Below are 18,403 nucleotides of genomic sequence, written 5' to 3' on the forward strand. Positions count from 1 at the left end.
ATCATAAGTTTAATTATAATCGTTCTTAGAATAGGTTCTAATTTTTATTGTGTAAAATAAAAAACCAGCTTTTCTATTTCTAGAAAAGCTAGCCAGTTTAAATAGGTTAGGTGGTTCTATAACTAAAAACCCTTTTATTGAAAAAAACTATGAAGAAAAATTTAATCCTTAAATAATGAAACCCTTGTTATAGACTCAATTGTAGCAGTAACAGCTTTATTGGCATCTAGATAAAATTCATACCCTCTTCCAGGATCTAAACTTTGATCATCAGCAATTGTATAAAAATAAAAAGTTAGTATACTTCCTGAAGCAGAACCGGCTGGGATTAATTGAATAGAATTAATAATAAATCCTGAGCTAGGGTTTTTCATAATGGCGTTTACTGCTCCAGCAGAATTAGCTCCAGCAGTTAAATTAATTATTAATCGCCATAAATGTACTTGCCCTTTTATTGGGTTTTCTCTAAATTTATTTGACGCTGCTAGATATATATCAGCATCTGTAGGATTTGTGATTGTTTCAGGCCAACTAGTTGTAGGAGAGGGAGCAAATGTTAAAGGAGTTGTATACACAATTTTTTTTGTACCTGTATTAGAAAAACCATTATTTTCGCCAAAAGCAAGACTAGGTTTAGTTCCATTTAGCCCACCATCTATTCTTACTACACCATCATTTCCTGCTGCTGAGCTTGTTGTTACAAACAATTGTCTCCAAAGTGTCCCATCCCAAAATTCAAAACGATTTTGAGTGGTATTAAAAATTAAAGTCCCTGCCATTAAATTAGTATTTACAACTCCAGCTGGTGGGACAGTATTGACATCGTTATCAGATAACGATGTATTTCTTTCGGTTTCTGTAAGTCTGGGAATAAGAATTCCTTTGTCTGTAGAAGAAATGTCGAGTATTGTTGCTGAGTTTGGTGTGCTTGTACCAATTCCAACTTGCGCTTTTGATTGAGACCATCCCAATATAATCAAAAAAAGTATAAATTTTCTCATTTATATAAATTTAAGTTATGTTTATAGTTTTGATTATTTTATTGGCTTTTTTAAAATAAATAACTGCTATTAATAAAGTATAATTTGTTTATTTCATTTTCTGTTACGAATTTATCAATTATTGAATTACGTTGAATAAAATGGAGGGGGACAAAAGGTGGACAAAATAGATTATAATTAATTTTTTATCATTTAAAAATTAATTAATAGATATTTAATGTGTTGATTATAATAGTGTTGAGTTTAAATAATAGAGAATGTGTAAATTACGTTTTATGGATATTGAATTCTTTCATTTATAATGTTATTATGAACGATTTAGTTGATGATTGAACTAAATAATAATTAGTTTATCAATTAGTTTATCAAAAATATAATTCTAATCCATTCAAATCTATTTTATTTGTTATAAAACAATATACAAGTATTGTAGAACTTCTGATTTTGGTATAATAAAAATAAAAGATTAATTCATATTTTTAATTATTAAAAAATCCTTCACTTTTTCTGCGAAGGATTTGTATGTTGAACGTTTGACTGTTTTGTTATTGGATTACAACTCGTTTGTTAATTTCCATTTGTGATCCAACTACTTTAATTATATAAACTCCTGGATTTTTAAAATTTATTTCAATTTCTTTTTGATTAGAAGTGTTTTGAATTTCATTAATTAATTGCCCATTAAAATTAAAAACCGAAATTTTTTGAATTGATTTTGCATTATTTTCAAGTTTAATAATTACAGAACGAGTTGTTTTATTATAAACCGAGATATCATCACGTTTTTGGTATTCAAAATCTCCTGTTCCTAAGTTATATCCCCAAACTTTTTCTACAAATTCTGGATGGTCTACATAAGGATTTCTATTTTTTTGGTACCTGTACACAATATTATTAATGTCTTTTTCACGATCAGAAACTGGATCATTTAAATGCCAAGTTATTAATATTTTTAAGAAAGTATCTGTGAAAACTTTATCTTTTGATCCATTGAACATCGCATATTTCCAATTCTGAATGCCATTTCCTTCGTATCGTGTTGCGAAATAAAAATAAGCACGAGCGATATCTCCCTTAAATTCATCTATCGGTTCGAAAACTGTACCAGAATATCCGTATGAATAACCAGAATTTAGATTATTCCCTAATTTCGAGCCATTTTGAGAAGTTTTATCTATAGTTCCTACAACTCCGTGAGGATAATTACTTCTCATTCCATTTACTACACCATCTGTTGGCCATATATGTAAAGGGTCAGATATCATAGGTGATGCCTTACTAAAAACACTCTGTGGAATTAAATGTTCTCTATTATAACAATCTCCTTCATATTTGTAATTTCCACATTCTTTCTGACCAGGTGTATAATTATAAGGATCAGTACCTGTTGGGTTTTCTGAATAAATGTCTAAAATTGAATTATCTTTTTCATAATATTTATCTTGAAAACCATTATCAGAATCATTTTGTCTATATAACCCTTTTAGAGCATCATAGCTTTTTGTACTATGATTTTTAATAATATTATATAGTTGTGTTTTTAAGGTATAACCACTACCTGTTGCATTGTCATAGTAATTAGCAGGAGCTTGAGCAAAAAGATTTGTTCCAACTAAAAACAGACCAAGATGTAAAACTATTTTTTTCATATTGAATGATTTAAAAAGAGAGTTAAGTTACAAAAAAATAGCTTTACTCTCTTAATTATATTTTATTAAAAGGTTAACATCAAGCTATTAAGCTAATTCGAATAAGACTTATAGATGAATAAAGAATCCTGAATTTGCTTGTTTAATAAATTATATAAATCTGGTTGATTAATAGAAACACTAGCGATAGATTTTAATCTTTTTTTTAAATTGTTAGAGTTTAATAAAAATTTTGAACGATAAGAATTTTTATCCATTACTTTTTTAGCTTGAAGTGCTTCAAAGTCTTTTCTTATTTTTCGGGCGTATAGCTCAGAAAGATCAAATTGTAATTGCATTTCATTTAAAATTCCTACATGTTTTATCGAAATCCAAGAATTAATTTCATCAAAACGATTAAAAACTTTTACTTTCGGAATTTCTCCATCCGTTTCAGCAATTTGCCATCCTAATTTCAAATCAAGAAAACCTTGTGGTATTTTTGTTTGAAAAGGCTTCTTTTTAAAGTTTTCGTATTTCAATCTTTCATTTTTATTCCAATCAATAATGCTTTGTGAATGAACATAAGACAATGATAAAATGAAGGAAATGATGATTGATTTATACATAGGTAGTAGCATTTTACAATTAGATATTCTCAAGTAAGTCAAGTCTCATGCCATGAGAGCCTTTTATTAAAATATTTTTAGTTTTAATAGGATTATCAATCAAGTATTTTTCGAAAGCTTTGCGATCTTCAAATTTTTTAACGTTCGGATTTGTTGTAATTGTTTCAGAAAAATGATGTCCTAAAATAAAGATTTGATCAAAATTTAAACGTTCAGCCAAGTCTAAAACACGTTGATGTTCTGTCTTAGCTTCATCACCAAGCTCGAACATATCACCAATTATAATTGTTTTAGAACCTTCAAATTTGACAAAATTATTGAGTGAAGCTTCCATACTACTTGGATTTGCATTATAAGCATCCATCACAATTTTATAATTTTCTTTATTGATAATTTGCGAACGATTATTTGAAGGAAAGTAATTTTCGATTCCATTTTTGATTGATTCAGCATCTATTCCAAAATATTGACCAATAGCAATCGCACATGAAATGTTACTAAAATTATAATTTCCAGTCAAATGAGAATGAATATCTAAATTTTTGTATTTAACAGCAAGGTATTCCGTTTTGTTTTCGATTAATTCGATTTGTACATCTGTATTATTCTGATCAGAAAAAGTGATTCGGTTAATATCGGCAGTTTTTTCTACTTGAATAGGATCGTTATAATTGACAAATGCAGTTTTTTTATTTGCTCTAAGAAAATCATACAATTCAGATTTTCCTTTAATCACGCCTTCAATTCCACCGAAACCTTCTAAATGAGCTTTTCCAAAGTTGGTGATATAACCGAAATCAGGTTGAGAAATAGAGGCTAACAATTCTATTTCCTTTTGATGATTTGCACCCATTTCAATTACAGCGATTTCTGTATCTTCTGGAATAGATAATATCGTTAAAGGAACACCAATGTGGTTATTCAAATTTCCGAATGTATAATGCGTTTTAAATTTTTCCTTCAAAACAGCCGAAATTAATTCTTTTGTTGTTGTTTTTCCATTAGAACCTGTTAAACCAATAAATGGAATTTGAAGGTGTTTTCGGTACATTCTTGCTAAGTCTTGTAGAGTTTCTAAAGCATTGTGAACTAAAAAAATATTTTGACTGTTATTTTCATATTCTTTTTCATCTACAATTGCCAACATTGCACCTTGATTTATAGCTTCTTGTGCAAATGTATTTCCGTTGAAATTTGCCCCTTTTAAAGCAAAAAAGATACAATCTTTTGAGATGTTACGTGTATCTGTCGTAACGTTTTTCGATTTTAGAAATTGTTCGAATATTTCTGCTGTATTCATGTAATCTAAATAAAATAGAAGATAAATTTCTTTTGCAAAATTGACAAAGAAATAATTGTTATTGTTCTGTACAAATATAAAATTTATTGAATCGTTTTTGTGATTTAAAGGAAGTATTTTACGATAATTGCAAAATATTTGATGAGATAAATCTTGGTGTAGTTTATTTATCTGGTTTAATTGTTATATTGAAAAATTACTGCTTGCATTTTAATTAAAGAATGAAAATAAAAGAGATTACTATAGATAATTTAGAAACAGAACGTTTGCTTCTCGTGCCATTTACAATTGATATTTGCGAAGATATGTTGTACAATGATTATCGTATTTTAGAAGAGAAGGGGTTTCTAAAAGGAAAAGATTGGCCCGATCAAGATATGATGGATACAATACCTAAGATTATTCAAAAATTGTTAATCCATAATTATGTTACGGGGTTTGAATCGTGGATGATTATTAAAAAGGATACAAAAGAAATAATTGGTGATGTAGGTTTTAAAGGTTTTAATGCAGCGGATGAAAATGTGGATATTGGTTATGGAATAATAAGAGAGGAGAGAAGGAAAGGTTATGCAGAGGAAGCGTGCACAGAATTGATTAGATGGGCATTTTCTCAAGAAATAGTGAAAGAGGTAACAGCAAAATCTTTCTCAGATAATTTTAAATCAATTAATCTTTTGAAGAAACTTGGTTTCGAAAAAGTAGTAGAACATAATGGTTTTACATATTGGTCTTTAACTCAATAAAAGCTAATTATATACATAAAAAAAACTCGGTTATTAACCGAGTTTTCTTATTTATATAAAAGGATATTTATCCTCTACGTTTACGCTTAGATTCGAAGCTACCTGTATATTCTTGAGCTACACGGAAACCAATCCAGTTTGTTGCATTTGCTTGGTGTAAATAACGTCTTTGTCCAGCATCTATCCAATAGATAGGGTCTTTCCAAGAACCTCCTTTTACAACACGTGTTTCATCAGAAATATCAGAAGTACGATTTGTTGTATCTTTTTCTAATATAACGCGACCTTTTTCGTCTACCGTAAATTTACGTTGAGGAGCATTATACATATCTTCTGTCGCCTGATTAGCAAAACTACCGTCTTCAACTCTTGGATTAAGAGAAGAGTTAGGATCACCATCACGATAATTTGTCAAATCGTATTGCGTTTGTTTTTTATATGTGCCAGGTAAACCTTTGTAAACTAATTTACCATTGTCTAATGTATCGTATTCTACGTTAGTTTCGTCGTATTTTTCAAAACCACCAGCACCATTATCAATATTAGTTCTGAACACATTACCACGGTAATAATTGAAATCATTCGCTTCTTCGTCAATGATTGGACGATAAACATCAGAGACCCATTCTGCAACGTTACCTAACATACCATATAGACCAAAATCATTTGATGGATATTTACGAACATCACTTGTAATAGCAGAACCATCGTTTCCAAATCCTCCAATACCTGAATAATCTCCACGACCTTGTTTGAAGTTATCTAAATATTGACCTCTTTGCGCTCCTTTTGTTACTCTTAAATTATTTTGAGCAACTTCTTTTCCTTTGTATTCGTTGTATTCACGGTTTCCAGGTAAAGCTAAAGCTGCATATTCCCATTCAGCCTCAGTAGGTAAACGGAAAGGTTGAACTTCTAAAGAACCTGTTGCACGATTTGCTTTTAGGATACGAGAGTTTTGAGTTTTAATTTGATTCGCTCTCATAATTTTAGTCGAATCAATAGCTTCATTTACATTCGTGTCGCCTAACTTATATTGTTCTGCATTGAATGTTTTGTTTCCGTAATTGTATTCTTCGTTATTATAGTAATCTTTTGATAAGATTCCTTTGTTCATCAAGGCTTTTTCGTTAGCACGATCTGTTAACCAATCACAATAGTTTACTGCTTGCAACCAAGAAATACCAACTACAGGGTAGTAGCTAAACTCTGGTGAAAACAAGTAATTTTCTGTTGAGAAATCATCTCTTGATAATTGATTATTGAATACCGTTTCGTCTGGTAAGGCTCCATTATAGATATCCTTGTACTGCGTATCTTCTGGTGGGAAAACAACTTTCAGCCAAGTTAAGTATTCTTTGTATTCGTAGTTTGTAACCTCAGTTTCACCAATAAAGAAAGATTTTACTTGCATACGAACTGGAGAGTTATTCCAATCGTGTAACACATCATCTTTCGTGATTCCCATTGTAAAAGACCCACCTTCGATGAAAACCATTCCAGGCCATGCTTTAATGTTTTCTTTCTTTTTACCCGAAAAAAACCAACCTTTACTATCGTTTGGTTTCCAACCTGTACGACTTGTGAAATTTTTTGTTCCACCTCCTTTTTTCTTACCTGAACTACTTGCACAACCTACAAATACACTCATTGTAACAGCTGCAAGCGCAAGAGAAAAAATACGTCCTTTATTCATTTTCATAGAATATTTCTGGTTTTCAAATATTAAATTTAATGCAAATAAAAGCATTTGACATTAATCTTACAACGAAAAAATGCTTTATTTCTTGTATCTAACGTAAGAATTATTTTTTTATTTTACGATTGAAAATATATTTGCCAAAATAGCGTTTAACAGACATGAAGAAATATTTTATTTTAGTCGCAACTTTGCTACAATTTCCTCAATTGTTTAGTCAAAATTATAAAATAAATTGGGAGAACAATCAAACAATTTCTTTGACGAATGGAAATAAAGTGAATGTTCCTTATTTTTCGAACCAAGATCATTATTCGTTGGGAGGTTATTTTCTTCCAGAATTTACGGTGGAATTAAACTCAATAAATAAGGAAGTTGAGTTAACGAACGTCCAATACAGAGAAGTTCAGAACGAATTAATTGATTTGGACACTTCTTCTATTTCGGATAAAATTAATTTTTCTTCTTATCAAATTATTGATAAAAATGGTCAACAAAAACTCATCGTTAAAGTTTTGCCATTTATCAAACAAAATAATAAATTTCTACGAATAGAATCTTTTTCGATTATTCCAAAACAGGTTTCTTCTCAACGAAAAACAGTTGCTCGTTTGACTGATAATTCGACAACAAGTGTTTTGAAATCTGGAGAATGGTACAAAATTAAAGTTTCAAAAGATGGAGTTTTTAAATTAGATAAAAATTTCTTTACGAAGAACGGAATTCCAACCAACTTCAATCCAAAATCCTTAAAAATTTATGGAAATGGTGAAGGTCGCTTAATGGAAAATTTGACTATAAATAGAAAAGGCGCCTTGAATGAAATTCCGATTAAATTTGTGGGAGGTGATGATGGAAATTTTGACAACAATGACTATGTGTTGTTTTATGCAAAAGGCCCACATCAATGGTATAGAGATCATGCGACAACGTTAAAAGATATCAAACTGCGCTATAATTTATATGATGAGTCAGCTTATTATTTTATTAGTTTTAATGGAGCAGATGGAAAAAGAGTTGTTGAACAATCTTCAATTTCTGAAACAGCAAATAAAACTTTTTCAACGTTTGATAACCTTCAATTTCATGAGAAAGATTCAATCAATTTAAATAGTCTTGGACAAATTTGGGTTGGAGAAAATATTGGATTAAAAGATGGTTTTAGGAAATCATTCAAAGCAAATTCTATTGCAAGTGGAGGTGAAGCATATTTACGATATGCTGTTGTAGGAAAAAATGCAAATAATAATTCATATGCAATAAATATAAATGGTCAAACATTTTCTGGTAGTTTAGGATCTTCAGAATTTACAAGAGTTTTGGAAGATAAATCTTTATCACTGACTTCTAATTCGATTGATATTTCGGTTACTTCTTCGGGAGCAAATCCGTCTGCATTGGCTTATTTAGACTATTTGCAGTTACGTTTCAAAGATAATTTAAGTTATACGAACGAGCAATTTACATTTCGTTTTTTAGAAAATATTAATGATAATAACGTAAATGCTTTTACGTTAAATAATTCTTCTAATGTAACTGTTTGGAATGTTTCTGATATTCATTTGATTTCTGCTCTATCTCCTGAAAGCAATTTGTATAAGTTTAGAACAACTATTCCAAATGAGTTTGTTGCTTTCCGTGATGAACATGCTTATAATGAAGTAAATTTTGTAGGACGAGTTCCAAATCAGGATATTCGTAGTTTGACAGATATTAATTATGTTGTGATCACGCATCCTAAATATATGGATCAAGCACAGCGTTTGGCAAAATTTAGAGAAAATCATGATAAGATAAATGTTGCCGTTGTGACAACAGATCAAGTATATAATGATTTTTCTTCTGGTAGTCAAGATCCAATTGCGATACGAGATTTTTTAAAGTTTTTGAAAGATAATCCAAGTCCAAACTTAGAATACGCAGTATTATTTGGTGCAACAACGTATGATCCAAAAAATAGGATAAAAGATTTCACTAATTATATTCCAACATTTACAGACGAACCTTCAACAAATATAGATGTTGCTATTGCAACAGATGATTATTTTGCAATGTTGAAAGATGAAGTAGAAATACTACCAAATAATGTTGATGGTGTTTATAAATATGATGCTCGCTGGTTTGATATAGCTGTTGGTCGAATTCCTGCATCAAATTCTACAGAAGCGAAAGTTTTAGTGGATAAAATCATTTCGTATTATGATAAAGTTCAAGGCAAAGGAACTTCATATGGAGATTGGAGAACTAAGATTGTGGCAGTTACAGACAATGATAATAATGTAAATACGCCAGCTTTTAATACTTCTATAGATGATGAGTTTACTAAAACAGAAAATCAAATTTATACGGTAAACAAAATATACACAGGTGCTCATCAACCCGAAGGTACATCGGCAGGTGTTCGCTATCCAACGGTTAATCAGGCGATATTAAATGGAATTGAATTAGGCTCTAATTTCTTGATGTATTATGGACATGGTGGTCCACGAAGTTGGGCACAAGAACGTATTATTACCGCAGAAGAATTAACAGGTTTGTCTAATTTTAGTGCTGCTTATTCGCGATTACCTATTGTAACAACTGTTACATGTGATTTTACGATTTGGGATTTACCGCAGTATAATTCAGCAGGTGAAATGATGTTGAAAAATACAAATGGAGGGGCATTGTCAATGATTACAACAAACCGTCCTATTGGAACAGGGTATGGAGATAATATGAATGGACATTTAATTCGAGAATTTTTCAAAAAAGATGGTTTAGAAAATCAAACAATTGGTAAAGCATTGAATGAAGCTAAAAAATATTGTCCACCAGAAAAAACCTCTTGCGGTTGGTATTCTCAAGGAAATCACAAAAGTGTTAGTATTTTGGGAGATCCTATGTTAGCTATTCATCGTCCGCAACAAGAGATTGAAATTTTAAGCATCGAAAATAAAAAAGGTGTAGATATTTTAGGAGGAGGAAAATTACAAGCCTTAGATTTTGTAACGATTAAAGGAAAAGTAAATCAATTATCATCTTCTTCTGTAGACAATACATTTTCAGGTAAAATAGCGGTAAGTCTTTTTGAGAAAGAGGAAATAAAAACCTTGTTAAGTGAAGGGAGTAATAATGTAGGTAAAACATTCAAAACAGAAAATAAAACGATTTATAAAGGAACTGGAAAAGTAGAAAATGGAGAATTTACGATTCAATTTTATGTGCCGAAAGATATTAATTACGAATTAGGAGATCGAAAATTAAAATTCTACGCTTGGGACGAAAAAGATGGAAAAGACGCCTCTACTTTAGAAATTGTTTCGATGGAAGGAATCAATGATGAAGTTCTTAATGATGATTGTTCAGTATCTCAAGATAATTGTCCACAAGGAAAATTATACATGAACAATTTAAATTTTGCCAATGGTGGAATTACAGATCGTTCGCCTTATTTGGTTGGTTGTTTAACTGATAATACAGGAATTAATGCAACAGGATCTGGTATAGGACATGATATTGTAGCAACAATAGATGGTAAAGTTCAAGATGCATATGTGTTAAACGAATATTATGATGGAGGTGATGCAAATCCTTGTATCAATAAAGATTTCGAAGATTATCAGAAAGGTCAAGTTATGTATCAATTAAAAAATTTAGAACTTGGTCAACATACCGTAAATCTTAAATTTTGGGACATCAACAATAATTCGAATACTGCAACGTTAGACTTTGTAGTAATGGAAAATGGAACGGGACAATTGCATATTGATAAATTACTAAATTGGCCTAATCCATTTACAAAGAATACCTTTTTCCATTTCGAACATAACTGTGATTCTGAGTTAGATGTAATGGTTCAGATTTTTACCATTTCGGGTAAATTAGTCAAAACACTACGTCAAACCGTTTCTGCAGAACCTTTCCGAGAAGGATATCGTACAGGAAAATATGCGATAGAATGGGATGGTTTGGATGATTTTGGAGACAAAATAGGAAAAGGTGTTTATATTTACAAAGTCAATGTAAAAGGTGTTGACGATACCGTATGTAAAGGTTCAGCAGCAGCAGTTGAAAAATTAGTTATTTTAAAATAATAGAAAAATAAAAATATAATCAATATAACACGAATGAAAAAAATTACCGCAAGCTTATTGATTTTAGCATCGGCTTTTACCTATGCTCAAGATACAGGAAGTAATAATACAGATAAAGATTATACAAAATCAAATCCAATTTTAACGGGAGCACCATTTTTAAGAATCCCACCTGATGCACGTGCAGGAGGTTTAGGAGATCAAGGTGTTGCGACATCGGCGGATAACTATTCTCAGTATTGGAATGCTGCTAAATTTGCTTTTGCACCAGATTACTCTGGAGTAGCGTTCACCTATACGCCATATATGAGTTCATTAACAAACGATGTTTTCTTGTTAAACGCCTCTTACTATACTTTTTTAGGACAAGATGAACGTAGTACATTAGGAGCGAGTATTTATTACTTTAAAATGGGTGATATTGAATTGAACGAAGAACATGGAGGTACAATTTATCCTATGGGAACATCAAAACCAAATGAATTTTCGATCGACTTATCGTATGGTTTACGTTTAACAGATAACTATTCGATGGCAGTTACAGGTCGTTTTATTCGTTCAGACATATTTAACGGAGTTGATGACGCTACAGTTCAACCAGCTAATACTTTCGCGGTAGATTTAGCTGGTTATTACCAATCAGAAACAATGGATACAAATAATTTTGAAGGTAAATTACGTGGAGGTTTCCAAATTTCTAATATTGGTCCTAAATTAGATTATTCAAATTCAGAAGAGAACGCATCTTATTTGCCAACAACATTACGTTTAGGAGTTGGTTATGATTTTAAATTTGATGATTACAATAAAGTAGCTATCACAACAGAGTTTTCTAAATTGTTAGTTCCAACACCTCAATATGAATATGATGAAGAAGGGAATATAACAAATAGTTACATCCCAAATAAAGGTGTAATGGAAGGTATCTTTAGTTCTTTTGGTGATGCACCAGGAGGAGGAAGCGAAGAATTAAAAGAAATTACGTATTCAGTTGGTGCAGAGTATTCTTACAACGATGCTTTATTTATACGTGCAGGTTATTTCCACGAAAGCCCAATGAAAGGGGATCGCCAGCATTTAACATTAGGTTTAGGGCTTAAATACAATGCTTTTGCATTTAATGCTTCTTACTTAATTCCAATGTCAGAAACGAACAATGCCTTAGAAAATACATTACGTTTTGGTATTGCGTGGAACTTTGGAGGAGAAACTCAAAACAGTTACGATTACTAAAATCGTTAATATAAAGTTATAAAAGAGGTTAGCTATTGGCTAACCTTTTTTTATTTGTTAACTTAAATCAAGTTTTAAAGGCAGGATTAAAACGAACTTTACATGAAATAAAAACGTATACTATATGTCTAATGTTGGATTAATTTTAGAAGAGAAAGCGGCTGATATTGGCAACTTTTTAGTGGGTAGATTATTGCCTTTTCGTCAGAAAAGACATGTCGGGCCATTTGTATTTATCGACCATATGGGACCAACAAAGCTGAAAGATTATCAAAATCTTGATGTAGGTCCACATCCGCATATTGGTTTGTCTACTTTGACGTATTTGTTCGAAGGTGCAATTATGCATCGCGATAGTTTAGGAACCGAATTGGAGATAAAACCTGGAGCAGTAAATTGGATGACAGCAGGAAAAGGTGTGGTGCACTCGGAGCGTACACCCGAATATTTACGTACAACAGACAAAACGCTTCACGGTTTACAAATTTGGGTAGCACTCCCAAAAGAATTAGAAAATATGGAACCGAGTTTTACACATGTTGATGCAGAAAAACTACCAACTTGGTCAGATGACAATGCAGATTACAGATTGATTGCGGGGAAATTTGGTGAGCACAAATCTGCGGTACCTGTTTATTCGCCAATGTATTTAATCGAAATTAAAGCGAAAAACACTTTCAATGTCTCGTTAGGAAAAGATCTTTTTGGAGAATCTGCGTTGTATGTTTTAGAAGGCTCTATAAAAGATGCAGGTGAAACCTATGGGACGAAACAATTATTGGTTGCCAAAGATGCTAAATTATGTGAATTTGAAATTGAAGCAGGTTCAACGGTTTATATTTTTGGAGGTGAAGAATTACCAGAAGAACATTTTATTTTTTGGAATTTTGTGAGTTCTTCAAGAGAAACGATCGAAAAAGCAAAAGAAGATTGGGTGAATCACCGATTTCCAAAAGTACCAGGAGATGACGATTATGTGCCAATGCCACAAGCACAAAAGAATTCAAGAATTAAAGGAAACGAAAAATAAATAAATAAAATGAGTGAAGTGAATGTGACGTCGACTTCGACGGATAAAAATTATATTTCAAAAATAAAATCAGGTAAGCACGAATTTACAGTTGATGAACCAATTGATAAAGGAGGTTTGGATACAGCTGCAAAACCAAGTGAATTGTTAGGTGCTGCTTTGGCTTCTTGTACATCGATTACATTGCAAATGTATATGAATCACAAAGAATTTCCATACAAAAAAGTGGAGGTTGATGTGAATTATGATTTGATTACAACCGAACCAATAACATTTCATCGTCACGTAATTATCGAAGGTGATTTTGATGAAAAACAGCAAACAAGATTATTAAAAGTTGCAAATTCTTGTCCAATACACAAAATCTTAGATAAAGGTCACGAAATTGAAACGACAATAGAATTCATTTAGAAATAAAGACTCCTTCTATTAACTGACTCAAAAGTGTTTAACTTTTTTAGTAATGTAAAAGAAGGAGTCTTTTTATGCTATATTATTTGTTAAACTCTTCTGCAGTTTTACGAATAATCGCTAAACATTCGTGCAATTGTTCTTCGTTCATCACAAGAGGAGGAGCGAAACGAATGATGTTTCCGTGTGTAGGTTTAGCCAATAAACCGTTATCTTTCATTGCAACACAGAAATTCCATGCTGTTTCAGATTCTGGCGTATCATTGATCAAAATAGCATTTAATAAACCTTTACCACGAACCGATTTGAATAAAGGAAATTCTTCAGCCATTTTAGTGATTTCTGTTCTAAAAATTTGACCTAATTTTTCTGCGTTATCAGCTAATTTTTCGTCTAAAACAACTTGTAAAGCTTCCATTGCAACCGCTGCAGCCAAAGGATTTCCACCGTAAGTAGAACCATGTTGTCCTGGTTTAATCACATTCATCACTTCATCATTTGCTAAAACAGCAGAAACAGGATAAACTCCACCCGATACAGCTTTACCTAAAATTAAAACATCAGCATTAATATTTTCATGATCAATCGCTAACATTTTTCCTGTACGAGCAATTCCTGTTTGGATTTCATCTGCAATAAATAAAACATTATGTTGTTTACATAATTCTTCACAAGCTTTTAAATATCCTTCAGAAGGAACATTAACACCAGCTTCACCTTGAATAGGCTCTACTAAGAACCCACAAATTTTGTCAGCTTTTTCTTCAAATAATTGTTTCAAAGCATTTACATCATTGTATTCAACGGCTTCAAAACCACTTGTATAAGGATTGAAGTTTTTACGCGCATCTTCATCATTCGAAAAAGAAATAATAGTTGTTGTACGTCCATGGAAATTGTCTTTACATACAACAATAATTGCTTCACCAGCTGCAATTCCTTTCTTCTCATACCCCCATTTACGAGCAATTTTTAGAGCAGTTTCAACAGCTTCAGCTCCCGTGTTCATAGGAAGTACTTTCTCGAAACCGAACAATTCTGTTAGAAATTTTTCATATTTTCCAAGTTCAGCATTGTAAAAAGCACGAGAAGTTAACGTTAATTTTTCTGCTTGTTCTTTTAATCTATTAATAATTCGAGGATGACAATGTCCTTGATTGACAGCTGAATAAGCAGATAGGAAATCGAAATATTTTTTTCCATCTACGTCCCAAACGTAAACTCCTTCTCCTTTTTCCAAAACTACTGGAAGCGGATGATAGTTATGAGCTCCGTATTTTTCTTCTAATGCAATTAATTCTGATGTTCTTTCCATGTAATAATTTGTTTTTGTTTGTATGTTATTATCTATAAAAAAACCGACAAATGATAGTCGGTTCTATTTAGTTCATTAATTTTTTTTCAATTAATTGAATATCTTTTCCAAAGAATTTTTTAGCAACTTTTATAATGTTATCTGTGTTTACAGAAATATAAAAAGTATAGGTTGCAGCAGCATTTTTTTCTGCTAATTTTCCTTCTTTCGCTAATTGATAAATGACTTGATTAATTACTATTAAAGGCGAATTTACAATATCAACTTTCCCTTCGAATACTTGATTGATTTCTTTTTCAAGATGAGTATAATGAGTACACCCTAAAATAATAGAATCAATTCCTTCTAATTTTTTGTTTAACAAATAAGTTTCTAAAACAGCTTTAGAAATAATAGAATTTGCGAAACCTTCTTCGATAACAGGTACCAAGAGTGGAGTTGCCATTTCAACTACGTTGATGTGTTTATTGCGACGCCGAATTGCTTTTTTGTATGCACCTGAATTAACTGTTGTTTTTGTTGCAATAACGCCAATTTTTTCTCTTAGTTCGAACGATACTTTTTCAGCAACGGGAGAAATAACATCAATAACAGGAATATCTTTTCCTGCAGCATTTTTAATCTCTTTCAAAGCATTCGCAGTTGCAGAATTACATGCAACTAAAATTGCTTTACAATCATTGTCCTTTAAAAAATTAGTAATATCTACCGAAAATTGTGTAATCGCTTCTTTAGATTTTTCTCCGTAAGGTAAATTTTGAGTGTCACCAAAATAAATTAAACTTTCGTTTGGTAGCAAACGTTTTATTTCTTTTGCAAACATCAAACCACCAACACCAGAGTCGAAAACACCTATTGGTCTGTTATCATTCATAACGCAAATTTAACAATTTAATCGATGTAAAATAATCTTGATGCAATTCCATCAGCAAAAAATTTTGATTCAGGTTTCAAAATGATTTTATTTTCTTGTTTGATGATAAGATTTTCTTTAATTAACTGATTGATTTCTTGATAAAATAAGTCAAGTATAGGTTGAGAAAATTCAGAATTTATTCGATCAACATCTATTCCGTATATAGTTCTTAATCCGATCATTATCATTTCATTAAATCGTTCAGCTTCATTTAACACTTCAATTTCTTGAGGTAAATTATTTTGATTAATTGCTTGTATATATTTTGTATTGTTGGCTATATTCCAAGCACGTGATTTTCCATTGTAAGAATGAGCAGATGGACCAATTCCCATGTAATGAATTCCTTTCCAGTAATTGGAATTATGCAAAGAAAAATAATTTTCTTTTCCAAAATTAGAAATCTCGTATTGTATAAAATTATTCGATGTTAAGGTATCAACTAAGAGCTGAAATTGTTTATTTTGACGATCTTCATCAACAGGTTTTGTGATTCCTTTTTTGATTTGATGATCCAAAATTGTTTTCTCTTCAACCGTTAAAGCATAAGAAGAAATATGCGGAACATTTAAATTTATTGCTTGCTGAAGATTCTTCATCCACATATCATTAGTAGTTGTCGAAGAACCATATATCAAATCAATTGTGATGTTATCAAAACCAAAATCCTGAACAAGTTTTATCGATCGTTCTGCCTCTTGTGCATTGTGTGCACGGTTCATTAATTGTAGATCTTCTTCAAAAAACGATTGTACACCAATCGAAAAACGATTGATAGGAGTTGATTTTAAGAATTTAAGTTTTTCTTGGTTCAAATCATCTGGATTTGCTTCGAGTGTAACTTCTTTTAAATTTTGGGTTGAATAATTTTTAAAAATCGTTTCGAAAATGCTTTCTAATTCTATTTCAGAAAGGATAGAAGGAGTTCCTCCACCAAAATAAATAGTTTCAAGTGGTTGTGATATTTCATTTTTTCTAAGTAAAAGCTCTTTGTTAATCGCTTTTACCAGATTAGATTTGTTGTTAAGATTTGTAGAAAAATGAAAGTCACAATAACTACATTTCTGTTTACAAAAGGGGATATGAATATAGATTCCTGCCAAAATAATTAAATATTAGGCAAAATTAGGTTGAATTGGTAGTCTAAAAAAATGGAACAAAAAAAAACTAAAAAAAAATGAATATAGTATTGGTTTTGAAAATAATTCTTATATCTTTATCGGCGTAAATAAAATACTATGAATAAAGGAACTGTAAAATTCTTTAATGAAGAAAAAGGATACGGATTTATTAAAGATGATGAATCAGGAAAAGAGTACTTCGTACACGTTTCTGGTTTGGCAGACAAAGTAGCTCAAAATGATAAAGTATCATTTGACTTAGAACAAGGAAAAAAAGGTATCAACGCCGTTAATGTGAAAGTAATCTAATTAATATATTATCTCAACATATTTCTTGTAAAGCGACCGGATTGGTCGCTTTTTTTATTTTATATTTTCATTGTTTTCATAAAATTCTGCATCATTTAATAACGTATTTACAAAATGATACAATCTTCCTAATTGAAATTTGGCCAATTGATGTCCATATAAACTTGCTAAATAAGTTCCTAAAGCCAATATAACAGAAAACGGAACAGACCAAATCCATATACTTTCACCTTTTACTATGTATTCTGAAATTGCATACGAGCCTAATGTTATAAAAACAGCACCACTTAATCCATAAAGGAAAGCAAAAAATGTCCAAATGCTGGGTTTAGGACCAATAATTCCTCTTACAACCAAATAATTTGGATGATCATCATCTTCTTCAATTCGAATTTGTAATTGGGGATGCCAATATTTATCTTTATCTTTTCTTACTCGAACCATAGCAACTTCTATATTTGCATAACCTCCAAATTCGGTTGTGTTTTCTTGTAAATGCTTTTTAATTAATTGTATAAATTCTTGTTTTGATAGATGTGTAAATACCTTAAAACGTGGACGGCTTAAAAGAGATTTAATGGGAACTTTTTGGCTCATATTCTATTAGTTTATCTAAATTTACAATAAATGTTTAGATTGTGACAAAAATTATTTCTGATACTTATGAGAAAATTTACCAAATCGTTTGTCAAATCCCAGAAGGACGAGTTTCTACTTATGGATTGATAGCGAAAAGTATAGGTGAAAAATTTTCAGCACGTGTTGTTGGTTATGCAATGAATCATTCACACCATCGAGATGATGTTCCAGCTCATCGAGTGGTTAATAGAAATGGTCAATTAACAGGAAAGCATCATTTTAATCCTTCGAGTTTAATGCAACAATTGTTGGAAAATGAAGGTATAGAGATAGTAAATGATAAAGTGGTCAATTTTAAAGAAATTGTATGGGATCCGAACGAATCTCATTAAAATCTGTAACGAAATGTA

The 18,403-nt window shown here is 31.1% G+C and carries 16 protein-coding genes; 7 read left to right on the top strand and 9 right to left on the bottom strand.

Annotated elements, in window-relative coordinates:
* Positions 1 to 161: 161 nt before the first annotated feature.
* The 4 genes from IF125_RS06135 to IF125_RS06150 all read right to left on the bottom strand — a co-directional run bounded on the left by IF125_RS06135 (position 162) and on the right by IF125_RS06150 (position 4,558).
* Positions 162 to 1,001, bottom strand: a complete 840-nt coding sequence (locus IF125_RS06135) for a hypothetical protein (protein ID WP_225541858.1) — start codon at positions 999 to 1,001, stop codon at positions 162 to 164.
* A 545-nt stretch (positions 1,002 to 1,546) separates the two neighbouring features.
* Positions 1,547 to 2,650 carry an endonuclease gene (locus IF125_RS06140; protein WP_225541859.1) on the bottom strand — a complete coding sequence of 368 codons (1,104 nt, stop codon included), beginning with the start codon at positions 2,648 to 2,650 and terminating at the stop codon, positions 1,547 to 1,549.
* A 92-nt stretch (positions 2,651 to 2,742) separates the two neighbouring features.
* Positions 2,743 to 3,258: a hypothetical protein gene (locus IF125_RS06145; RefSeq protein ID WP_225541860.1), complete on the bottom strand. Its 516-nt coding sequence runs from the start codon at positions 3,256 to 3,258 to the stop codon at positions 2,743 to 2,745.
* Between the two features lie 19 nt (positions 3,259 to 3,277).
* A complete protein-coding gene (locus tag IF125_RS06150; protein WP_225541861.1) occupies positions 3,278 to 4,558 on the bottom strand; it encodes a UDP-N-acetylmuramoyl-tripeptide--D-alanyl-D-alanine ligase in 1,281 nt (426 codons plus the stop codon).
* A gap of 221 nt (positions 4,559 to 4,779) precedes the next feature.
* On the opposite strand from IF125_RS06150, the gene IF125_RS06155 reads away from it, so the two are divergent.
* Complete coding sequence (locus IF125_RS06155) at positions 4,780 to 5,304, top strand: GNAT family N-acetyltransferase (protein ID WP_171623622.1); 525 nt, start codon at positions 4,780 to 4,782, stop codon at positions 5,302 to 5,304.
* Positions 5,305 to 5,371: 67 nt separating this feature from the next.
* Here the strand turns inward: IF125_RS06155 and gldJ are convergent, their stop codons facing one another.
* Positions 5,372 to 7,006: a gliding motility lipoprotein GldJ gene (gene gldJ, locus IF125_RS06160; protein WP_455424162.1), complete on the bottom strand. Its 1,635-nt coding sequence runs from the start codon at positions 7,004 to 7,006 to the stop codon at positions 5,372 to 5,374.
* A gap of 158 nt (positions 7,007 to 7,164) precedes the next feature.
* Here gldJ and porU point away from each other — a divergent pair, with 158 nt between their 5' ends.
* The 4 genes from porU to IF125_RS06180 all read left to right on the top strand — a co-directional run bounded on the left by porU (position 7,165) and on the right by IF125_RS06180 (position 13,753).
* Positions 7,165 to 11,079: a type IX secretion system sortase PorU gene (gene porU, locus IF125_RS06165; RefSeq protein WP_225541862.1), complete on the top strand. Its 3,915-nt coding sequence runs from the start codon at positions 7,165 to 7,167 to the stop codon at positions 11,077 to 11,079.
* Between the two features lie 33 nt (positions 11,080 to 11,112).
* A complete protein-coding gene (gene porV, locus IF125_RS06170) occupies positions 11,113 to 12,312 on the top strand; it encodes a type IX secretion system outer membrane channel protein PorV (protein WP_225541863.1) in 1,200 nt (399 codons plus the stop codon).
* Positions 12,313 to 12,436: 124 nt separating this feature from the next.
* Complete coding sequence (locus IF125_RS06175) at positions 12,437 to 13,342, top strand: pirin family protein (protein ID WP_225541864.1); 906 nt, start codon at positions 12,437 to 12,439, stop codon at positions 13,340 to 13,342.
* A gap of 9 nt (positions 13,343 to 13,351) precedes the next feature.
* On the top strand, positions 13,352 to 13,753 hold the full coding sequence (locus IF125_RS06180) for an OsmC family protein (protein WP_171623626.1): 402 nt from the start codon (positions 13,352 to 13,354) through the stop codon (positions 13,751 to 13,753).
* Between the two features lie 82 nt (positions 13,754 to 13,835).
* Here the strand turns inward: IF125_RS06180 and rocD are convergent, their stop codons facing one another.
* The 3 genes from rocD to hemW all read right to left on the bottom strand — a co-directional run bounded on the left by rocD (position 13,836) and on the right by hemW (position 17,087).
* Positions 13,836 to 15,068 (bottom strand): ornithine--oxo-acid transaminase, encoded by a 1,233-nt coding sequence (rocD, locus tag IF125_RS06185; RefSeq protein WP_225541865.1) that lies wholly within the window; start codon positions 15,066 to 15,068, stop codon positions 13,836 to 13,838.
* Positions 15,069 to 15,135: 67 nt separating this feature from the next.
* Positions 15,136 to 15,942 (bottom strand): glutamate racemase, encoded by an 807-nt coding sequence (gene murI, locus IF125_RS06190; RefSeq protein ID WP_225541866.1) that lies wholly within the window; start codon positions 15,940 to 15,942, stop codon positions 15,136 to 15,138.
* A 17-nt stretch (positions 15,943 to 15,959) separates the two neighbouring features.
* The gene (hemW, locus tag IF125_RS06195) at positions 15,960 to 17,087 is read right to left on the bottom strand and encodes a radical SAM family heme chaperone HemW (protein WP_225541867.1); all 1,128 of its coding nucleotides are present in this window, start codon (positions 17,085 to 17,087) and stop codon (positions 15,960 to 15,962) included.
* 135 nt (positions 17,088 to 17,222) lie between these two features.
* On the opposite strand from hemW, the gene IF125_RS06200 reads away from it, so the two are divergent.
* Complete coding sequence (locus tag IF125_RS06200) at positions 17,223 to 17,414, top strand: cold-shock protein (protein ID WP_171623630.1); 192 nt, start codon at positions 17,223 to 17,225, stop codon at positions 17,412 to 17,414.
* A gap of 54 nt (positions 17,415 to 17,468) precedes the next feature.
* On the opposite strand, the gene IF125_RS06205 is transcribed toward IF125_RS06200, so the two are convergent.
* Positions 17,469 to 18,011: a hypothetical protein gene (locus tag IF125_RS06205; RefSeq protein WP_188320086.1), complete on the bottom strand. Its 543-nt coding sequence runs from the start codon at positions 18,009 to 18,011 to the stop codon at positions 17,469 to 17,471.
* Between the two features lie 41 nt (positions 18,012 to 18,052).
* Here IF125_RS06205 and IF125_RS06210 point away from each other — a divergent pair, with 41 nt between their 5' ends.
* Positions 18,053 to 18,385 (top strand): MGMT family protein, encoded by a 333-nt coding sequence (locus IF125_RS06210; RefSeq protein WP_188320085.1) that lies wholly within the window; start codon positions 18,053 to 18,055, stop codon positions 18,383 to 18,385.
* Positions 18,386 to 18,403 lie beyond the last annotated feature (18 nt).

The sequence above is a fragment of the Empedobacter stercoris genome, from assembly GCF_020281205.1.
Classification (GTDB): Bacteria; Bacteroidota; Bacteroidia; order Flavobacteriales; family Weeksellaceae; genus Empedobacter; species Empedobacter stercoris.